The following is a 20,320-nucleotide window of genomic DNA, read 5'->3' as shown; positions in this document are numbered from 1 at the left end:
AACAATCTTTATGCTACAGCTTTATGTTGTTTAATTGCTTCTATTAATTTGGGCACCACCTCAAAGGCGTCGCCTACAATGCCGTAATCGGCTACTTTAAAAAACGGCGCTTCGGCATCCTTGTTGATCACCACAATCACCTTCGACGAGCTGATGCCAGCCAGGTGTTGTATAGCACCCGAAATTCCAATTGCAATATACAAATTTGGACTCACAGCTATGCCTGTTTGGCCAACATGTTCGCTATGGGGCCTCCAGCCCGCATCTGATACCGGTTTTGAGCAGGCTGTTGCGGCACCTAACAAAGCTGCCAGTTCCTCAATCATCCCCCAATTTTCGGGCCCTTTTAACCCACGACCAGCAGATACCACAATTTCGGCATCGGGTAATGAAACTTTGTCAGTTGAACGTACAATTTCTTTCAGCAAAGCCTTAAAGTCACTTTCTTTAGTTTCAACGGTAAAGTCTTCTACTTGAGCGGTTGCGCCGGTCTCTACCACTTTATACGTATTAGGTGTAAGCGCGATCACTTTATTGGCTGATGTTAATTCGGTTAGCGCGAAAGCCTTGCCCGAGAAAGCGGTTTTCTTCACCACAAACCTGCCTCCGGTGGTATCGGGTAGCGAAACCGCGCCGTCAATAAGGCCTGCGTCCAGTTTTACGGCAACACGCGGCGCAAGTCCGCGGCCTGAAAATGAATTGGATAGTACTACAATAGCCGCGCCCTCTTTTTTAGCGGCTTCGGCAATTACCGAAGCGTAGGCCTGGTTAACAAAGTTCTTCAGCTTATCGTTAGTTACGTTGAGTACTTTGTCGGCACCGTATTTACCCAAAGCGGCAAGTTCATCAGCGCTTACATCGCCAATTGATATAGCAGTTAACGAGGTATTGTTTTGGTCGGCAATGGCACGTGCGTAGCTTACAGCTTCAAAAATGGACTTTTTGAATTTGCCCTCCGCATTTTCGGCATATATTAAAACTGGCATATTGATGTATAAATCAAAAAAAGTTCAAAAGGTTTTTATTATATCACACGGGCTTCGGTGTGCAACAGCTCAATAAGTTTGCCCGGGTTATCGGCAGGTATAAGGTTAACCTGTCCGCGTGGGGCAGGGGTTTCATAGCCTACAATAGTTGATGTAACCTGCACGCTAACCGGCTCAATAACAGCCAACGGTTTGGTGCGTGCCGACATGATGCCCCGCATATTGGGTATTTTAGGTTCGGCCACGCCTTCGGCAGCGCCTGCTACAAATGGTAATGGTATGGTAAGTATTTCTTTACCGCCTTCAATTTCGCGCTCCACAGTAGCGCTATCGCCCTCAACGTTTAGTTTTTTGATGATAGATACCGATGGCAGATCAAGCAATTCGCCCAGCATGGCAGTTACCTTTGATCCGTTATAATCTATCGATTCACGGCCGGTAAGTATCAGGTCGTATGGGTTGGCTTTCACATATTCGGCTATCTGGCTGGCTACAAACCAGGCATCCTGCGGTTGCGCGTTAACGCGCACGGCATCGGTAGCGCCAATGGCCAGCGCTTTGCGTATGGTTGGTTCGGTACCGGCTTCGCCCACATTAATAACGGTTACGGTGCCGCCATTACCTTCGGTAAGCTCAATGGCGCATGCAAGTGCTATCTCATCGTAAGGATTTATAATAAACTGAACGCCGTTTGTATTAAATTGCGTGTTGTTATCAGTAAAAGTTATTTTTGTGGTGGTATCAGGAACATTACTTATACATACCAGGATCTTCATAGAAATAGGTTTTTGCAAATTTAGTTAAAAAAGACAGAGTTTAAAATGCAGGGAAGCAGATTAGAGAAGCTATTAGAATTTATAAAGAACGAGCCTAACGACGAATTTTTGAAATACGCGCTGGCTACAGAATACCTTAATTTAAACGATATTGAAAAGGCCTTGTTTTATTACGAAGACCTGGTGACCAATCATCCCGGCTATACCGGTACTTATTACCATTTGGGTAAGCTCTATGAAGCGCTTAACCGTACCGATGACGCTATACGTACTTACGAAACCGGTATGGAGGTCACCAAGCAAAAACGCGATATGCATGCTTTCTCTGAGCTGAAAGCCGCCTACGTACAGGCTGCGGGTATTGAGGAAGATGATGACGATTATTAGATAAGAGAAACGCATCTATCGTCAATTGCGAGGCACGAAGCAATCCCTACTTAGGTTTGGTTTGTGCTGTGATTAACATCAGTCTGCTCTTGGGCGCAGTGCCCCATTACTTTTGAGGGCAAAAGTAACAAAACCCTTGTCCAGCAAAAGGCTTCTTTGCCGCACAAGGCCATTGCCCTGCAAACCGTGCAGAACTTAGGGCTGGAACTTTTGCCCCGCCGCTCATTTCCCACCCACATGCAACAAGTTCGCTATGCCCGCCTTTGCGCTCGTAGCTACCGCAGTTCTGCCCGCTTTCGCCCGAAGCTGTTTGCTGACGGAGAACACAGCCCATGTCTTTTGCGTTCAGTTTCGCCTGTTTTTGCCTAAAGCTGTTTGCTGACGATAACACAACCCATCTCATCTCCCTTTCATTTTGATACTATACAGCGAATAATTGAGAATTTAAGCCGAACTTAAATTTTGCCTATTGCCTATTTTCGGCATTGTAAATAAATCTTTATTATGAATAGTGTGGTTATCTGTAAAGGCCATATAGCTGATGGCGTAACTGCACCTGTAAAATGTTATCTTGAAAAATCATTCCAATCACCACCACACCATGACCAATAAATTCAGATCGCGGATTATTCGTACCTGCTGCCTGTTCGCCAGCCTCTTCGCAGGTTGTGTATCGCACGCGCAGGACTGGACCATGAAAAAAGCTCCCCTCATGACCAAATGGGCGGCCAATATCAATGTAAATAATCCGCTGCCCGAATATCCGCGTCCACAAATGGTACGTAAAGACTGGCTGAATCTCAACGGGCTTTGGGAGTTTAAAAGCGGCAAGGCTGATGATGCAGTGCCTGCCGGCGATAAACTACCTGGTAAAATACTGGTGCCATACCCGGTGGAGTCGGCGCTTTCGGGTGTAATGGAGCATCACGACAGGCTGTGGTACCGCCGCGCATTTATTGTTCCGCAAGCGTGGGGCAATAAACGGGTGCTGATGCACTTTGGCGCTATTGACTGGGAAGCCGAAGTATATATCAACGGCAAGAGCCTGGGCGCACACAAGGGTGGTTATGATGAGATCAGCCTGGATATTACCCCTTACCTCACAAAAAGCAAAGAGCAGGAAGTGATCGTAAGGGTTTATGACCCAACCGAAGGTTATGGACAGCCACGTGGCAAGCAGGAAAATCCTCCGCATGGCAACCTCATTATGTACACGCCGGTAACCGGTATTTGGCAAACGGTTTGGATTGAACCTGTGCAAAACATCAGCATAAAACATTTAAAACTGGTGCCCGATGTGGATGGAAATCGTTTTAAAATAAAGGTAGATACTGCCGGAACCGGTAATAATATCCAAGTGGTGGCTACCGTGAAAGATGGGGGAAAAGTGATCGGGACGGTGTCGGGTAATGCAGGTGCCGAACTGTCTATCCCTATCAAAAATGCCAAATTGTGGTCGCCTAATAATCCATTTTTGTACGATTTAACCGTGGAGGTAAAAAGCGGCAACACTACCGTTGATAAAGTGGACAGCTATTTTGGCATGCGCAAGATCAGTGTTGAGCAGGTAGGCAATGTAAAAAAGATCTTCCTGAATAATAAACCGTTGTACAATCTTGGCTTTTTAGATCAGGGTTTTTGGCCCGATGGTATTTACACCGCCCCTACAGATGAAGCGTTGAAATTTGATGTACAGATTCAGAAAGATTTTGGCTATAATATGGTGCGTAAGCACATAAAGGTAGAGCCGCAGCGCTGGTATTACTGGGCCGATAAATTGGGCTTAATGGTTTGGCAGGATATGCCGTCGGCTAATTCGTACAGGCATAACCCACCGCCGGTAGATACCGTGCAATACCGCAAAGAACTGGAGCGTATGGTTGACGGCAGGTTTAACAGTCCGGCTATTGTTACCTGGGTGCTGTTTAACGAAACTCAAGGCCAAAAAGCAAGCGATGGCAGCAACTTAACACAGCGTATGTACGATGTTGTAAAAGCGAAAGATCCAAACCGGCTTGTTAACCCTGCCAGCGATAATATTTATAAAGATTACATAGGCGATATACTGGATTACCATTCATACCCCGGCCCTAAAGCGGTTGATAGTAAAACCATGGCCACGGCCTGCGGCGAATTCGGCAGCGTTGGCTTGGTGCTAAACGGGCACGAATGGCTGACCGGTAAAGGTGTAAGCGGCATAATGGTGAAAAACGCTAAAGAACTGGAAGATACCTACGAAACATACATCAATATGCTGGCCGAATTTAAGGCAAAAAATGGCATGAGCGGCGCGGTGTTCACTCAACTGGCCGATGTGGAACAGGAGATCAACGGCTTTTTGAGTTACGATCGTGTTTCTAAAGTGAACATCCCTAAAATTAAGGCGATGAATGAGCGGCTGATCAACCAAACCATCGCTAATACAGAGCAGTTACTGCCCGATGCTACAACTACCACGCAAGTATGGAAGTATACCGTTACGAAGCCATCGGCCGACTGGTTTAACCCCGATTTTAAAACCGCAGGCTGGAAAAGCGGTAAGGGTGGATTCGGGGCAGGTTCGCCGCCTAACAGTATTGTAAATACCGAATGGAATACAGGCGATATATGGCTTCGCAAAGAGTTTAAAGCAGGCAAATTAACCTCGGGCGATTTGGATAACATATCCTTCCATATTTATCACGATGAGGATTATGAGATCTATCTAAATGGCATTTTGGTGGCCTCGGCTAAGGGTTATACATCTAACTACGCCACTGTGCCATTATCTGCCGATGCTAAAAAAGTGTTGAAGCCCAATGCCATCAACACAATTGCTGTACACTGCCATCAAAATGGCGGCGGGCAGTATATTGATGTAGGTTTGTTCAAGGTTAATTATAAGCCGGACAGATAGTATACACACGATTATAATATTGAGTAAAACAAGGCTAAGTGATCATATCGCTTGGCCTTGTTCGGTTTATCATGTAATTGTAAGGGTTATGTTATGGTCTTTTCAACAAAGTAAATTCGGTCTTGTCAACAAAGTATCCGGGCTGTTTTGCATGCAACTTTGTACTATACAAAATCAAATAAAATGAGCAAAACAGTTTTAATAACAGGATCATCATCAGGTATAGGTAAGGCGGCAGCCAAATTTTTTCATCAAAAAGGCTGGAATGTAATAGCCACCATGCGTTCGCCCGAAGAGGAAACGGAACTAAAGGATCAGGATAACTTTTTGATAACCCGTTTAGATGTGCAAAAGCCCGATACCATTAAGGCAGCAGTAGAGGCAGGCATTGCCAGGTTTGGCAGTATCGATGCCTTGGTAAACAACGCGGGCTATGGCCAATACGGTGTATTTGAATCGTTAACACCGGCAATTATACAGGAGCAGTTTGATGTAAATGTGTTTGGGGTAATGAATACCATACGCGAAGTGCTGCCTCATTTTCGTGAGCGTAAAGCCGGTACTATATTAAATATCAGTTCGGGCGCAGGGCGTTTTACATTGCCCATCATATCTATGTATTGCGCTTCAAAATTCGCGTTGGAAGGTTTTTCGGAGGCTTTATCATTCGAGTTGGCGGCTTTAAATATCGGCGTTAAAATTATTGAACCGGGTGGAACCAGCACCAATTTTATTGCTGAAAGCGCACAGCGTTTCGCAAGCAAAGAAGGCTTGGGCGAGTACGATAACTTTTTAGCCGCGGCAGGCCAAATGTTTGATAGCCTGAAAGGTATGCAATTGGCCACTACCGAAGAAGTTGCCGAAGTAATTTACAACGCCGCTACCGATGGTACCGATACCCTGCGTTATGTAGTAGGTAACACTGATTTTAAACAGCGCCTGGCCAACCGCCTAACCATGCCCGATCAGGATTATATCAATTCGGTTAAAAATGGCTACTTGAAATACATGCAGGCCGAATAACATTAAATTATAATATCATGTTAAACAGTTGTAATGATGAACTTTAATTATTGCAGCTGTTTAACATTCAGCGATATTTGCCTTATGGTTATGGATTCAAACAACAGCAGCGATAATTACGCCTGCCATACATCGCCCCAGATATCTAAAGAGCAGTTTATTCCCGAACATGTTTTTAGTTACCTTGTAGCGGGCACCATGACTGTTTTTGACAGCAATGGCTCGTGGGATATACATGCCGGCGAATACATTATTTACACTCGTAACAGTTTTGGCCGTTATATAAAAACACCGCCGCCCGGCGGCGATTTTAAAACCATCTCTATTTTTCTGAACCAGGAATTTCTGCGTGGTTTTAGTAAAGATTATGGTTATGTAGCCGATGGTGTGGTAGATAAGCCTACCGTTATCAAGCTGAATCCTGAGCCCTTATTGGCTAACTTTGTGCAATCAGTACAACCATACCTGCATCTTAAAAGAGAGGATTATAACAGCTTCCTTTCACTAAAGATGAGTGAGGTCACACTGATTCTATTGAAGCAAAACCCGGCTTTAAAAAACATCCTGTTTGATTTTAGCGACCCGGGGAAAATTGATCTGGAACAATTCATGAACCGTAATTTCAGGTTCAATGTAAGCATGGAGCGGTTCGGCTACCTTGCCGGGAGAAGCCTCACCACCTTTAAACGCGATTTTGAGCGGATATTCCATAGCCCGCCCGGCAGGTGGCTGCTTGATAAACGATTGACTGAAGCGCACCACCTTATTACGGAAGAGCATCAAAAACCATCAGAAGTGTACTTGCAGGTCGGTTTTGAAGACATTACCCATTTTTCGTACGCGTTTAAAAAGAAGTACGGCGTATCGCCCAGTCAGCTTAAAAAAAGCGCCTGACAGGTGGCTTTGTCCATCCAATTAATGATCGGACGATGGTATCACCAACGCCCGTTTTTTATCGCGTTTAGCAACAAATAACAGCAGCGGCAGCACCACTACAAAAAATAAACCGATGAGTAAATAAGCGTCGAGATAACTGGAAAAGGAGGATTGTTTTACCACTACCTTTTCCAGCAATTGCAGCGCTTTTTGGTGCGCGTCGAGCAAGCTGGCTCCCTTTTGCTGAAAGGCATGCGTGTAAGCACTTATACGGTCGGTAGTTTCGGTATTAAAGGCAGAGATATTACTGATCATATCGGTACGGTGCGATGCCACCCGGCGTGCTACGTAGGTATTAATTACCGATATACCGAACGAGCCGCCCAATTGCCGCATCATGTTATTAAGTGCTGTTCCCTGCGGCATATCCTTCGGTTCCAATGACGATACGGCAAGCGTACCCAGCGGTACAGTAAGCAAGGCCATGCCAATAGCCCTGAAAATGAGGTTAAGTGAAATGGACGAACCCGGTGTATCCATATTAATGCCCGACATGGCCCAATTGAAATAAATAAAACACAGAAAGCCAAACAGCACAATTAGGGCGGGCGATACACCTTTTTGCAACAGCTTCCCCGTAACAATAAGCGCCAGTACGGCAATAATAGAGCCGGGTAACAGCAACTCGCCGGATTGCGTAGGAGTGAAGCCCAGCAGCCTTTGCGCTACAACTGGGGTGAGGTAAATAGAAGTATACATTCCTATCCCGGTAATGAAGGTGAGCACAGCCGCTATGCTTAAAGACCGACTTCGTAATATGCGCAGATTAACCACCGGGTTGGGCGTTACCAATTCCCACCAAACAAATATGGATAGCGATACAACTGCCAGTATAGAAAGGAATACGATATAACCTGCAGCAAACCAATCGTCGGTTTCGCCGCGTTCCAGTACCGTTTGCAACGAGCCGATGCCTATGGTGAGCAGGATGATGCCGAGCCAGTCGATACTGTTTGCTTTGGGCTTAACAGCAGGTTCAAACAGCAGGAAGTAGCATAAAATAGCGGTAGCAATGCCAATGGGAACGTTGATATAAAAGATCCATGGCCATGAATAGTTTTCGGTAATGTAACCACCCAACGTAGGGCCAATTGTTGGCCCGATGAATACGCCTATACCAAACAAGGCGCTGGCTGTGGCTTGCTTTTCTTTCGGGAATAATTCGTAAACCACCGTTGCCGATACCGAAAGCAAAGCACCACCACCCAAACCCTGCATAAAACGAAAGGCGACCAGTTCCCAAATGTTGGTGGCGTTGCCGCACATAAAAGAGCAGATGGTAAATAAAATGATAGAACCGATGTAATAATTGCGCCGCCCAAGGTTATTCACCAAAAAGCTCGTCATAGGTATGATGATCACATTGGCGATGGCGTAGGAGGTAATCACCCACGAAGTATCTTCGAGCGTGGCACCCAAATTACCGCTCATATAATTAAGGGCAACGTTTACAATAGAGGTATCTATCAGTTCCATAATAGCGGCGGCAATTACAGTAATGAGCAGGATCTGGCGTTTTACAGGATTCATAAATAATACTTATCGGTATATTTTATATTGTAGCTATTTGTGCTTTTACATTAAACTTTAAAAGTTTACAAAAATACCAATTGGTATTAAATTAAAGTAGATTGGATGTCATAAAAGGAGGGAGAGATGAAAGGTAAAAGGAGAAAGGTAAAAGGAGGAAAGGAGAAAGCAAAAAGGACTAACAGAAAAGCTCCCTCTTTGCGCAGCAGAGAGGGAAGTCGAGCGCAGCGACGACAGGGTGAGTACTCAAGTGCGAATGTAAAGTCGAAAGTAAAAATGAGACAGCATAAAAACTCCCTCTTTGCGCAGCAGAGAGGGATGTCGAGCGCAGCAATGACAGGGTGAGTCCCACCAATAAAAAAGGTTACAAAGAGCAAACCTCCCTGTAACCTCCATATACTCCGCGAAAAACTCTGCTAACTCCGCGGTTAAATAAATTAATAAAATCTGATTAAAATGGTGCCTCATCATCCATATCATCCATACGCGATGGGCGGATAATGAAGTTGCTTGGGTTAGGGTTTTCAAAGCCCTGGCCCGGTGCAAGACCAGCAAACGCATTGTTGCCGGCACTGAAGTCGTCCATTTGCTCCAGGTCCGTAAACTTAACGTATTTACCCACAAATTTAAGCCTTACACGCCCGGTTTCACCGTTACGGTGCTTGGCTATAATTACCTCGCCCACGCCTTGTGTAGGGTTGTTGTCCTCATCCACTTCCAAACCGTAATATTCGGGACGGTAAAGGAACAATACCATATCCGCATCCTGCTCAATTGATCCCGATTCACGTAAATCCGATAGCATCGGCCTTTTGGCACCACCCGGGCGACTCTCCACCGCACGACTTAACTGCGACAGCGCGATCACCGGTACGTTCAGCTCTTTAGCAACCGATTTTAACGCACGCGATATACTACCAATTTCCTGCTCACGGTTACCGCCTTTACCATCGCTCTTACCATGCATCAGCTGCAAGTAGTCAATTATGATCAGTTGGATATCGTGTTGTGATTTTAACCTCCGGCATTTAGCACGAAACTCGAATATATTAAGCGCCGGGGTGTCGTCAATAATTAACGGCGCTTGTTCCAGGCGACCAATTTTAGTGTGGATCTGTTGCCATTCCCAATCTTCGAGGTTACCCTTACGGATCTTTTCCTGTTCAATTTGCGACTCACCGGATATCAAACGATTAACCAACTGAACCGACGACATCTCCAGCGAGAACACTACTACCGGCTTAGCAAAATCAACCGCCGCGTTACGGGCGCAGGTAAGTACAAATGCCGTTTTACCCATCGCCGGACGAGCCGCGATAATTACCAGATCGGATTTTTGCCAGCCCGAGGTCATACGGTCCAGCTCGGTAAAGCCGGATGCCACACCCGTTAAACCGTCTTTTTTATCTTTCAGCGATTCAATGTCGCGTAAAGCCTCGGTCATCAGGTCGTCCATCTTACGCGAATCGCGGCGAAGGTTGTTCTGTGCTATATCGAAAAGGTTTTTCTCGGCCTTGTCCAACAGGTCGAATACGTCGGTAGTATCTTCGTAAGCGTTGCTGATCACCTCTGTAGATATACGGATCAGCTCGCGCTGGATGAATTTTTGGATAATGATACGCGCGTGGTATTCAATGTTAGCTGCCGAAGCCACACGGTTGGTAAGCTCGGTAATGTAATATGCGCCGCCAACCATCTCCAGGTCGCCTTGCGAGCGTAATTGGGCGGTTACGGTAAGTATATCCACCGGCGATGTTTTTTCAAACAGCAGGCGTATGGCATTGAATATCTTTTTATGATTTTCTTTGTAAAATACATCGGGCTGCAAAATGTCTATCACCGTTGATAGCGCGTCTTTTTCAAGCATTAATGCACCCAATACAGCTTCTTCAAGGTCAATAGCTTGTGGCGGAAGTTTCCCTGCCCCGCTGTACTGACTGATGGTAGGAAACCGGTTTCGTCGTTCGTTAGTGTTCGGCTTGTTCTGCTGGTTATCGTTCTCGAAAATCATAGCCACAAAAATATACAAAAAAATTTCGTATTCGCTAACATCCTGTTCAAACAGTTAAAAATAAACGTTGATTATATAAGGCTTAACGCTTTAAGAAATCAACACGTTTTCCACACCTGTTGTTAATAACGGCATTAAAGTGCTGTAAATCATGCTATGTTGATAAAAGTAAGCCGGTGTTAATTACTTCAAAAAAACCGAAATGGCACTTGAGTTCAATAACTGCTTAATCAATAAATATAGCTACTTTTGTCAGTTCAAACAGATGTTATATGGCTTTTAATTCCAGACCTCAACGTGGCGAGAGTAACCAGATGATCTTTGGTATCCGCGCGGTGATAGAGGCAATCCGCTCAGACAAAGAAATAGAATCACTTTATATTCAGCGCGGCCTGGGCGGCGCTTTGCTAAGCGAGTTGAAAGGCCTGCTGGGCGAGTACAATATTACCGCGCAGCAAGTGCCGGTAGAAAAGTTGAACCGCCTCACCATGAAAAATCACCAGGGTGTGGTGGCATTTATTTCGCCTATCGTATACCAAAAAATAGAGAACATCATCCCCGAAATATTCGAAAAAGGCGAAGTGCCGCTGATATTGGTATTGGATAGCATCACCGACGTACGCAACATGGGCGCTATTGCCCGTACGGCCGAATGTACAGGCGTACATGCCATTGTAGTGCCCGCGAAAGGCTCGGCGCAGATCAATCCGGACGCTATTAAAACTTCGGCAGGTGCGCTTTATAAGATTCCTGTTTGCAGGCACGATAACTTTATGCAAACGGTGAAATTCCTGCAAGAATCAGGTTTGCAACTGGTTTGCTGTACCGAAAAAACAAACGACTACATCTACAAGCCCGACTATACCGCCCCAACAGCCATCATCATGGGCTCGGAAGAAGACGGTATCCGTAACGACATTATCCGTATAGCCGATCACCTGGCCAAAATACCCATGTTCGGCGAAATAGAATCACTCAACGTATCAGTATCAACAGGCGTGATATTGTATGAAGCGGTGAGGCAGCGAAATTACCCCCCAGCCCCCTGAAGGGGGAGTGAAAGAATCAAGAATTGAGATTCAGGAATCAGGAAAGAAAATAAAGAAAGCCGATCAGTTTGTTACTGATCGGCTTCTTTTGTCTTGTATCCTGAATCTTTACTCTTGCTTCTCAAAAGCTCCCCCTTCAGGGGGCCGGGGGGTTAAATATACTTCGTGCCGAAATTCTGTTTAACATCGGCTACTACTTGTTTTACATTCTGCTCCTGGTCGCGGGGGCAAATGAGGAGGGTGTTGTTTGATTCTACCACGATAAAATCGTGCAGGCCTTGTAATATCACCAGCTTGTCTTCGGGTACGTTTACCATGCAGTTTGATGAATCGTACATGATCACCTTTTCCGACGGGATAACGGCATTACCTACGTAATCTTTCTCGGTAAGGTCATAGATAGAGGCCCAGGTACCCAGGTCAGACCATCCAAATTCCGATGGTAGCACGTATACATTTTCGGCCTTCTCCATAATGCCGTAATCTATCGAGATATTGGTGCATTGCTGGTAGGCCTTGTGTATGTGGCTCTTTTCGTTTTCGGTATTATAAACGGCACGGGCATCCGCAAAGATCTCGTGCATATCGGGCAGGTAATTGCTAAACGCGTTTACGATGTTACTTGCCGACCATACAAATATCCCGGCATTCCACAAAAAATCGCCGCTTTGTATAAAAGTGCGCGCCAGTTCAATATTGGGTTTTTCGGTAAAGGTTTTTACTTTATGAAATTCCTCTTTAATGGTTTGATCGGTATACTGAATATAACCATAACCGGTATCAGGCCTCGAAGGCTTTATACCAAGGGTGATGAGGCACTTATTTTCGGTGGCTGTTTGTAATGATTTTTCAATGGCGGTAACAAACGCCGCTTCATCCAATATCAGGTGATCTGATGGTGCTACCACAATGGCTGCATCGGGGTTTTGGCTTTCAATTTTGAAACAACCGTAGGCCACACAAGGAGCGGTATTACGCATAACCGGCTCGGTAAGTATCTGGTTATCGGCCATGTCGGGCAGTTGCGCTTTTACCAGTTGGGTATAGTTCTCGTTGGTAACTACAAAAATATTTTCTTTCGGACAGATCTTTAAAAAGCGATCGTAAGTGTTTTGAATGAGGGTTTTACCGGTGCCCAGTATATCGATAAATTGTTTAGGATGCGACGTACGGCTGATAGGCCAAAAGCGGCTTCCTATACCACCTGCCATAATAATGGCGTAATAATTTTTATTCATGAAAAAGTAGAAATATTTTAAAACTGGTATGCTCCGGCAAAGGTGTGCATTAATTTGTAAAATACACATTAAATCGCCCCGGCAATGGTACCGCAATTTATAATGTTTAAATCAATAAATTGTTTTTCATTATTTAATCATTTTTGTATAAAATTTTAATGTAAACATATCGTTTATTTAAAAAAAAATGTTACTTTGAACTTTTAATTTTCAAGCACACACACTAAGTAATGATAGAGACTAAAAAGTCGCTTTTTGATAATCTCCAAAATTTTTTCGGTTTTGATAATTTTAAGGGGGAACAAGAATCGATTATAACAAATATTCTTGCCGGTAATGATACCTTTGTTATCATGCCAACAGGCGGGGGTAAATCCATGTGTTATCAACTGCCTGCGCTGATGAGCGAAGGTACCGCCATTGTAATTTCTCCTCTTATTGCTTTGATGAAAAACCAGGTTGACCAGTTAAGGGCATTCGGCGGATCTGACAGCATAGCACACTTCTTAAATTCATCGCTAACAAAATCTGAAGCCGCAAGGGTAAAAGAGGATGTTTTAAGCGGAAAAACAAAATTGCTTTACGTAGCGCCCGAGTCGCTTACCAAGCAGGAAAATGTCGACTTTTTACGTCTTAACCAGGTGTCGTTCGTGGCAGTGGATGAGGCGCACTGTATATCAGAGTGGGGACATGATTTTCGCCCCGAATACCGTAAGATACGCCAGGTGATCAGCAATATCGGCGAAAATATCCCGATCATAGCGCTTACCGCAACTGCTACACCAAAAGTGCAGCACGATATTCAAAAGAACTTACAAATGAACAATGCAACGGTGTACAAATCATCGTTCAACCGTTCAAACCTGTTTTACGAGGTGCGTGCAAAACGTACGGTAATTAAAGAAATTGTAAAGTTTGTAAAACAAAACCAGGGTAAGTCGGGCATTATTTATTGCCTTAGCCGTAAAAAGGTTGAGGAAGTGGCCGAAGCGCTTAACCTCAACGGTGTGCGCGCCCTGCCTTACCATGCCGGTTTAGACCCTAAAGTACGTGCCGATACGCAGGACAAGTTCCTGATGGAAGATGTGGAAGTAATTGTTGCTACCATAGCTTTCGGTATGGGGATCGATAAACCCGATGTTCGTTACGTAATACACCACGATGTGCCTAAAAGCATGGAGGGTTATTACCAGGAAACAGGGCGTGCCGGTCGTGATGGTGGCGAGGGTGTTTGTGTGGCTTTCTATTCGCAAAAGGATATTGATAAGCTGCAAAAATTCATGAAAGACAAACCGGTTTCCGAACGCGAGATTGGTACCCAGATATTAAAAGAAGTTATTGATTACGCCGAGTCATCGGTATGCCGCCGTAAGCAGATATTGCATTACTTTGGCGAAAACTTTGAAGAAGCTACCTGTGCCTGCATGTGCGATAATTGCAGCGCGCCAAGAACTTACTTCGACGGCGAATCGCATTTGCACAAGGCTTTAAGCCTGATCAAGCAGATAGGCGAAAAGTTTGACGACCGTTACATTATCGATATTTTAATTGGTGCCGATAATCCGCAGGTGCGTAATTATGAGCACGATACGCTGCCTTACTTTGCATCGGGCAAAGAAGATGGTGAAAACCTTTGGAACTCACTGTTAAGACAAGCCTTGCTGGATAATTTCCTGTCGAAGGATATTGACCAATACGGACTGTTACGCCTTACCGAAAAAGGGAACGATTTTATTGAGAACCCATACAGCATCCGCTTTATCCTGAACAGAATAATAGAGGCTGCCGATGATGATGACAGCGAAGATGGCCCTAAACAAGGCGGTGGCGCTTTAGATGCGCAGTTGCTGCAAATGCTTAAAGACCTGCGTAAAAAGATAGCCAAGCAAAAAGGTCTTCCTCCGTTCGTAATCTTCCAGGATCCATCGCTCGAAGAAATGTGCACGCATTACCCGGTATCAACCGACGAACTGAAACAAATATCGGGCGTAGGCGCGGGTAAAGCTTCGAAATTCGGCGCGCCGTTTATCGAGCTAATTAAGAAATACGTAGAGGATAATGATATTGACCGCCCTATTGATATGGTGATCAAAAGTGCCGCTAATAAATCGGCCCTTAAGGTATACATTATCCAAAATATCGACAGGCATTTAAACCTCGATGATATTGCCGCTTCAAAAGGCTTATCGTACGAAGAAATACTGCGCGAGGTTGAATCGATAGTAAACTCGGGTACTAAGCTTAACCTTAATTATTTTATTGACGAGGTAATTGACGAGGATAAGCAGGATGAAGTATTCGATTACTTTAAAACAGCCGATAACGACTCGATAGACCAGGCTTTAATTGATTTGGGTGCTGATGATTATACCCGCGAAGAGGTACAGTTAATGCGCATAAAATTCATGTCTGAATTGGGTAATTAATCCCATATTATTATATAATATTAAGCGGCCGGTAAAATTTTTACCGGCCGCTTTTATTTAACAATTTTTAGCATTTACATAGCGTTTAATATTGTATAATTGCTGTCAGTGTTACATTTAAACACTTGCAATTTCTTATCACAAAAGCCTGGATGAAAAAACTTATACTATTGATGCTGTTTACCACCAGTATATCAATATGCCTTGCACAAAACCGCGTAACCATAAAAGGAAAAATTGTTGATTCGGTAGAGAAAACCCCGCTCGAATTTGCAACCGTTGCCGTTTTAAACGTTAGCGATTCCTCACTTATATCTTATACGCTCACTAAAAAAACAGGCGAGTTTGAACTGCATAATTTGCCTTTACAGCGCGAAATAAAGCTGTTGGTATCCTTTGTATCCTACAAAAGCTATCGTAAAATATTCAATTTTAAAGAGGGCGGTACTACTGATCTAGGCGATGTAGCGCTTAGCACCAAAATGATGGACGAAGTAACCATTAAGGGCGAACGCACACCCGTAATGATGAATAAGGATACCATCGAATTTAATGCCGAGGCCTTCAAAACCCGGCCGAATGCGGTGGTGGAGGAATTGCTTAAAAAGTTGCCCGGTGTACAGGTAAATAAAGACGGCAGCATTACCGTTAACGGCAAAACGGTAAGTAAGCTGTTGATTGATGGTAAGGAGTTTTTCGGTAACGACCCAAAAGTGGCTACCCGTAACCTTGATGCCGAAGTGGTGGCACAGATACAGGTGTACGACGACAGGCAGAACGATCCCGATCACCTGATCAGCGAAACCAAGGTGCCTAAGATCATCAATATCAAACTGAAAAAAGCCATCAAGCGAAGCATATTCGGTAAGGTATTCGCCGGCGGCGGTACCCGCGACAGGTACGAAACCGGGGGATTATTCAATATGTTTCGGGATACTTTGCAGTTGAGTGTTATAGGGCTTAGTAATAACCTGAACCGCACGGCTTTTTCAAACGAAGAACTATACTCACAAGGCGGCTTTAACCGCAGCGGCGGCGACGCGTTGTATAACGGATCCGTCAATACAGGCGGGCGAAACTGGGGTGGGGGTATCGAGAAGATCACTTCCGGCGGTTTTAACCTGAATACCGACTACGGCAAAAAGCTAAAGATGAACCTGCTCTACTTTATAACCGAGCGCAGCAGCGTGGGCGAAACTTCAAACTTCGGGCAGCAGTTCCTGAAAAACGATACCACCTTGCTGTCTTCGTCGCGCTACAGCAGTCGCGATAAGAACTATTCGCACAGTGTTAGCGGGTTGGTGGAGTGGAATCCCGATACCTTGCGCAGCCTGCGTTATACGCCTAAATTCACCCTTAATTCGGGCAATAGCATATATGATTCTTTTGGCAGCACCGATCTTACTGTTAGGGATACCAGCATGCGCGAACGGGCAAACGAAAGCCGGGGTAATAATGTAAACAGCACTAATTCGAAGAGCTTTTCGCAGGATTTTTACTTCAATAAAAGATCGCGCACTAATAAGGGAGAATCTTTTACGGTATCGCACAACCTGCAAATAAATCCAAGCAACGATAAGGGTTATAATAATAACGATGTAATATCCTATTTGCCAACCACGCCATCCGAATCGCAAAGGCAATTGGCGGTCAATAAAAGGAATAGTATAGCGGCCAGTATTAACCTCAGTTACCGTTATCCGATAACAAAGAAGCTTACGGTTGATATTGTTACCTGGGGAAACTATAACCGCAACAAAGAGCAACTGCTTAATTTTAAGCGTAATGACAGTACTGAACGCTACGATATTTTGCTGCCCCTCCAAAGCAGCGACCTCACCCGCAAACAATGGAACGAAGGCGTTAAACCGGGTATAACCTATCAGCTTACCAAAAAGATATCGATAATTGCGGGGCTTAACCACCAATGGCAGCAAATAGAGAATAATTTTAGTTACAGCAAGCTCAATCAGCATTACTTTTTCCTGCTGCCAACTTTCAGGATAGAGGCCGGAAGTTTCTCTTTGAGCTACGATAAAGGGATAGAGCAGCCCTGGATCTCGGCTTTACAGCCGGTTACTATCGTGTATAGTCCGTTGTATAGTTACACCGGTAACCCCGATTTGAAACCTACTACCAATACCAACGCGGGCTTAAGTTACTGGGCTTATAATAACGAAAAGCAGATTAGCTTTAATGCCTACCTATCGTACTCTATGGCTAAAAACACTACTGTTAGCAAACAAACCATCAAAAGCGATGGCGCGCAAACCAGTACCATGGTAAACCGCGATGGCAGGCCAAATATCAATGGTTATTTGAGTGTAGGTAAACAATTTAAAAAGACTAAAGACTGGCAGGCAGGTGTTTCTACATCAGCCTACGCGTATTACGGCCAAAACCTTAACCTGCTGAACGATGTAGAGGGCTGGCAGAAGAACCTCACCATGGGCATCAGCGAAAACTTTAATGTGAACTGGAAAGACAAGGTAGAACTGAACGTTGGCGCGGGCTTTAGGGAGGCTGATACGAGGTACGATTATGACGATTTTAAAAAGGTATACACCCGTAACTTCAATCTGAACAACAGTCTGCTGGTGCGCTTCCCCAAAAAGATAATATGGGAAACCAAGCAGGATTATAGTTATAGCTCGCAAATAACCGATGGTTTCCGCAAAGGCGTAAACGTGGTTAGTTCATCGCTTGCCCTGCAAATGCTGGCTAAAGACCGCGGCGAAATAAAACTGACCGTATACGACGTATTCGACCAAAACATAAGCGTATATCGCTACACTGGTACCAACTCCGTGTACGATACCCAAAACAACACCCTCAAAAGATATTTCATGCTGACGTATACTTATAAGTTTAATAAGTTGAGCACGAAATAGGTTGAAAGTTGTGCGTTGTAAGTTGTACGGGGAGGAGAGGTTTCAGGGGCGGGGTTCGGGGTTTGAGTGCTTGCGGAAATTTCGGATGTTGGCGAGCGGCGGGACGCCGCGGGATAGTGATCACTTGGCTGGAGCCAAGCGATTACGGAAATTGCTTGATGACTTTTTCTCTTTCCCTCTTTTTGCTTGCAAAGAGAGGGACGCCCAGCGCAGCGTCGGCGGGGTGAGTCCTCAATACCTAACCTTATATCACTTCGATATAATCTTAAACTCCGTTCTCCGGTTAAGTTTGCGGCCTTGTTCGGTGGCGTTATCAGCTATTGGTTGGGTTTTGCCGTAGCCTTTGAATACCAGGCGGAAGGTTTCGAGTTTGTGGCCGATAAGGTATTGGTAAACCGCTTTGGCGCGATTTTCTGATAGTGCTTGGTTTTGCTGATCGTTACCCACGTTATCCGTATGCCCGGATATTTCGATGTTCACGTTCGGGTTGTCGCCCAAAAACTGTATCAGTTTTTGCAGTTCTGTTTTTGATTGGGGTTTCAGGTCGAATTTATTGGTGTCGAAAAAGATGTTCTTTAATACCACCTTTTTACCGATATCGATAGGCGATAACGATACATTAATGATGAAGGGCTCTTTAGGTTCGCGGCCAAGTAGTGAGAAATTTTCGGAATAGAACAGGTAGCCTTTCTTCGATATATTGATGCCATAGTTCTTACCGGAAGTCAGCGTGGCCAAAAAATCACCCTTCTCGGGCGAACTCGAATCTTCATAAGCTGCCTTGTTACGTTCAAGGTCGACGATCTCAATGTCGGCTTCTAAAGGCTCGTTGCTTAGGGCGTCTCTAACTATACCTTTTACATAAGTTACCAGCTTAGGCCTTATGTTTTGTGGCATCTCGAAGGTATAAATATCGAAGCCACCCAAGCCTTTCAGCTTGTTTGATGAAAAGAATGCATACCTGCCATTGGCCGTGAGCGTAAGCCCGTTTTCATCACCGCCGGAATTGATAGGATAACCCAGGTTCTCGGGCTTCTGCCACTTTTCATCCTTGCCCAAGCGACTTATGAAAAGATCTTTATTGCCCATACCCGGCCATCCGTTTGAGCAAAAATAGAGGGTATTATCATCAGGATGAATAAATGGTGATTGCTCATCATAAGGCGTATTGATGTTGGGGCCGAGGTTTTCAGGTTCGGCCCAGCCGTTATCGGTTAGTACGGTCTTCCATATATCGTATCCGCCCAAACCACCGGCCTTGTTGCTCACAAAATACAAAGTACGCCCATCGGCACTGATAGAAGGCTGCGATTCCCAGGCGGCCGTATTTACAGGCGGATTAAGTCCTATAGGTTTCCCCCAGTCGTCACCACGTTTTTGCGCAATGTAGATATCGCAACGTCCTAATCCTTCGGGGCGGTTACAGCCGGTAAAAAACAGGTACCGCCCATCCTGCGAAATAGATTGGGCTCCCTCGTTATAAGTAGGCGTGTTGATCTGGTTACTTAAATAAGTGGCCGTTTGCCATTTATTGTCAAGCTTAACGCTCTTGTAAAAATCTTCGTTGTTGTTAATCTTACGGGTGAATATCAGCGTACTTTCATCAGCGGTAGCAACCGGCAGATACTCGTCATCCGCCGTATTTATTTCCGGCCCAATATTCTGCGGATCAAATTTAACCGGGTGCTGCAAAGCCTGTATGCCAAACTTGCAATCAATTATCAGCTTTTGCGAATAGGCAATATTTTGTGGTGTGTTGTTCGGATAAGCTAAATACTTTTCGAGGTGCTGTTGTGCCTGAGCATACTGGCCGTCGCCTATTTCAACTTCGCCAAGTTTAAGGTACACAACCCGGGTAAATTCGGGGTTAATGGCTACTACCTGCCGGTAATGTTCAACAGCCTGTTTGTAAAGGCGGCGTTGCCTTGATATATCTGCCAGTTGAAAATGCGCCTCAATAAATTTCGGATCTTCTTCAATGGCCTTGGTTAGCTTGGCCATGGCCTCATCATACAATGATTTGTCGAGATCCTGGCCGGCGGCGGTGAAATATTTGAGGGCCTGTTTATCGGTTGTGCTATACCGTCCGTTCTGCGCGCTGCTATTGAGGCACACCATTAGCATAAAAACTAAAAGTAAAGCAGTACGCATAATTAGGTTTATTACGGTAA

Annotated in this window: 13 protein-coding genes; 7 read left to right on the top strand and 6 right to left on the bottom strand. The window is 44.9% G+C overall.

Annotation, left to right across the window (positions count from 1 at the left end):
* Positions 1-8 precede the first annotated feature (8 nt).
* Positions 9-986 carry an electron transfer flavoprotein subunit alpha/FixB family protein gene (locus AC07NA_RS03990; protein ID WP_494895863.1) on the bottom strand — a complete coding sequence of 326 codons (978 nt, stop codon included), beginning with the start codon at positions 984-986 and terminating at the stop codon, positions 9-11.
* Positions 987-1,024: 38 nt separating this feature from the next.
* Positions 1,025-1,762, bottom strand: coding sequence for an electron transfer flavoprotein subunit beta/FixA family protein (locus AC07NA_RS03985; RefSeq protein WP_494895861.1), 738 nt, complete (start codon positions 1,760-1,762; stop codon positions 1,025-1,027).
* A gap of 45 nt (positions 1,763-1,807) precedes the next feature.
* On the opposite strand from AC07NA_RS03985, the gene AC07NA_RS03980 reads away from it, so the two are divergent.
* From AC07NA_RS03980 to AC07NA_RS03965, 4 genes are all read left to right on the top strand, one after another.
* Positions 1,808-2,149 (top strand): tetratricopeptide repeat protein, encoded by a 342-nt coding sequence (locus AC07NA_RS03980; RefSeq protein ID WP_494895859.1) that lies wholly within the window; start codon positions 1,808-1,810, stop codon positions 2,147-2,149.
* Positions 2,150-2,720: 571 nt separating this feature from the next.
* Positions 2,721-5,045, top strand: coding sequence for a glycoside hydrolase family 2 protein (locus AC07NA_RS03975; RefSeq protein ID WP_494895857.1), 2,325 nt, complete (start codon positions 2,721-2,723; stop codon positions 5,043-5,045).
* A gap of 183 nt (positions 5,046-5,228) precedes the next feature.
* Positions 5,229-6,068: an SDR family oxidoreductase gene (locus tag AC07NA_RS03970; protein WP_494895855.1), complete on the top strand. Its 840-nt coding sequence runs from the start codon at positions 5,229-5,231 to the stop codon at positions 6,066-6,068.
* An 84-nt stretch (positions 6,069-6,152) separates the two neighbouring features.
* Positions 6,153-6,962 (top strand): helix-turn-helix domain-containing protein, encoded by an 810-nt coding sequence (locus tag AC07NA_RS03965; RefSeq protein WP_494895853.1) that lies wholly within the window; start codon positions 6,153-6,155, stop codon positions 6,960-6,962.
* Positions 6,963-6,983: 21 nt separating this feature from the next.
* Here the strand turns inward: AC07NA_RS03965 and AC07NA_RS03960 are convergent, their stop codons facing one another.
* Complete coding sequence (locus AC07NA_RS03960) at positions 6,984-8,534, bottom strand: DHA2 family efflux MFS transporter permease subunit (RefSeq protein WP_494895851.1); 1,551 nt, start codon at positions 8,532-8,534, stop codon at positions 6,984-6,986.
* A 451-nt stretch (positions 8,535-8,985) separates the two neighbouring features.
* The gene (gene dnaB / locus AC07NA_RS03955) at positions 8,986-10,545 is read right to left on the bottom strand and encodes a replicative DNA helicase (protein ID WP_494895849.1); all 1,560 of its coding nucleotides are present in this window, start codon (positions 10,543-10,545) and stop codon (positions 8,986-8,988) included.
* A gap of 272 nt (positions 10,546-10,817) precedes the next feature.
* Here dnaB and rlmB point away from each other — a divergent pair, with 272 nt between their 5' ends.
* On the top strand, positions 10,818-11,594 hold the full coding sequence (rlmB, locus tag AC07NA_RS03950; protein ID WP_494895847.1) for a 23S rRNA (guanosine(2251)-2'-O)-methyltransferase RlmB: 777 nt from the start codon (positions 10,818-10,820) through the stop codon (positions 11,592-11,594).
* A gap of 152 nt (positions 11,595-11,746) precedes the next feature.
* Here rlmB and AC07NA_RS03945 read toward each other — a convergent pair whose 3' ends face one another.
* Positions 11,747-12,832 carry a mannose-1-phosphate guanylyltransferase gene (locus AC07NA_RS03945; RefSeq protein ID WP_494895845.1) on the bottom strand — a complete coding sequence of 362 codons (1,086 nt, stop codon included), beginning with the start codon at positions 12,830-12,832 and terminating at the stop codon, positions 11,747-11,749.
* Positions 12,833-13,065: 233 nt separating this feature from the next.
* On the opposite strand from AC07NA_RS03945, the gene recQ reads away from it, so the two are divergent.
* Together recQ and AC07NA_RS03935 are read left to right on the top strand one after the other, a co-directional pair.
* Positions 13,066-15,258, top strand: a complete 2,193-nt coding sequence (gene recQ, locus AC07NA_RS03940) for a DNA helicase RecQ (protein WP_345209593.1) — start codon at positions 13,066-13,068, stop codon at positions 15,256-15,258.
* 152 nt (positions 15,259-15,410) lie between these two features.
* Entirely contained in the window at positions 15,411-18,149 is a 2,739-nt protein-coding gene (locus AC07NA_RS03935; RefSeq protein WP_494895843.1) for an outer membrane beta-barrel protein, read from the top strand.
* A gap of 249 nt (positions 18,150-18,398) precedes the next feature.
* Here the strand turns inward: AC07NA_RS03935 and AC07NA_RS03930 are convergent, their stop codons facing one another.
* The gene (locus AC07NA_RS03930; protein WP_494895841.1) at positions 18,399-20,300 is read right to left on the bottom strand and encodes an OmpA family protein; all 1,902 of its coding nucleotides are present in this window, start codon (positions 20,298-20,300) and stop codon (positions 18,399-18,401) included.
* Positions 20,301-20,320: the final 20 nt, after the last annotated feature.

The sequence above is a fragment of the Mucilaginibacter sp. GW821-FHT07G05 genome (assembly GCF_059418565.1).
The sequence above is the reverse complement of the archived record's forward strand: the minus strand, read 5'-3'. Positions and strand labels throughout refer to the sequence as shown.

Bases quoted from the DNA above. Each gene is read 5' to 3' on its own strand.
- AC07NA_RS03990 (WP_494895863.1), bottom strand. From the start codon at position 986: ATGCCAGTTTTAATATATGCCGAAAATGCGGAGGGCAAATTCAAAAAG.
- AC07NA_RS03985 (WP_494895861.1), bottom strand. From the start codon at position 1,762: ATGAAGATCCTGGTATGTATAAGTAATGTTCCTGATACCACCACAAAA.
- AC07NA_RS03980 (WP_494895859.1), top strand. From the start codon at position 1,808: ATGCAGGGAAGCAGATTAGAGAAGCTATTAGAATTTATAAAGAACGAG.
- AC07NA_RS03970 (WP_494895855.1), top strand. From the start codon at position 5,229: ATGAGCAAAACAGTTTTAATAACAGGATCATCATCAGGTATAGGTAAG.
- AC07NA_RS03965 (WP_494895853.1), top strand. From the start codon at position 6,153: ATGGTTATGGATTCAAACAACAGCAGCGATAATTACGCCTGCCATACA.
- AC07NA_RS03960 (WP_494895851.1), bottom strand. From the start codon at position 8,534: ATGAATCCTGTAAAACGCCAGATCCTGCTCATTACTGTAATTGCCGCC.
- dnaB (WP_494895849.1), bottom strand. From the start codon at position 10,545: ATGATTTTCGAGAACGATAACCAGCAGAACAAGCCGAACACTAACGAA.
- rlmB (WP_494895847.1), top strand. From the start codon at position 10,818: ATGGCTTTTAATTCCAGACCTCAACGTGGCGAGAGTAACCAGATGATC.
- AC07NA_RS03945 (WP_494895845.1), bottom strand. From the start codon at position 12,832: ATGAATAAAAATTATTACGCCATTATTATGGCAGGTGGTATAGGAAGC.
- AC07NA_RS03935 (WP_494895843.1), top strand. From the start codon at position 15,411: ATGAAAAAACTTATACTATTGATGCTGTTTACCACCAGTATATCAATA.
- AC07NA_RS03930 (WP_494895841.1), bottom strand. From the start codon at position 20,300: ATGCGTACTGCTTTACTTTTAGTTTTTATGCTAATGGTGTGCCTCAAT.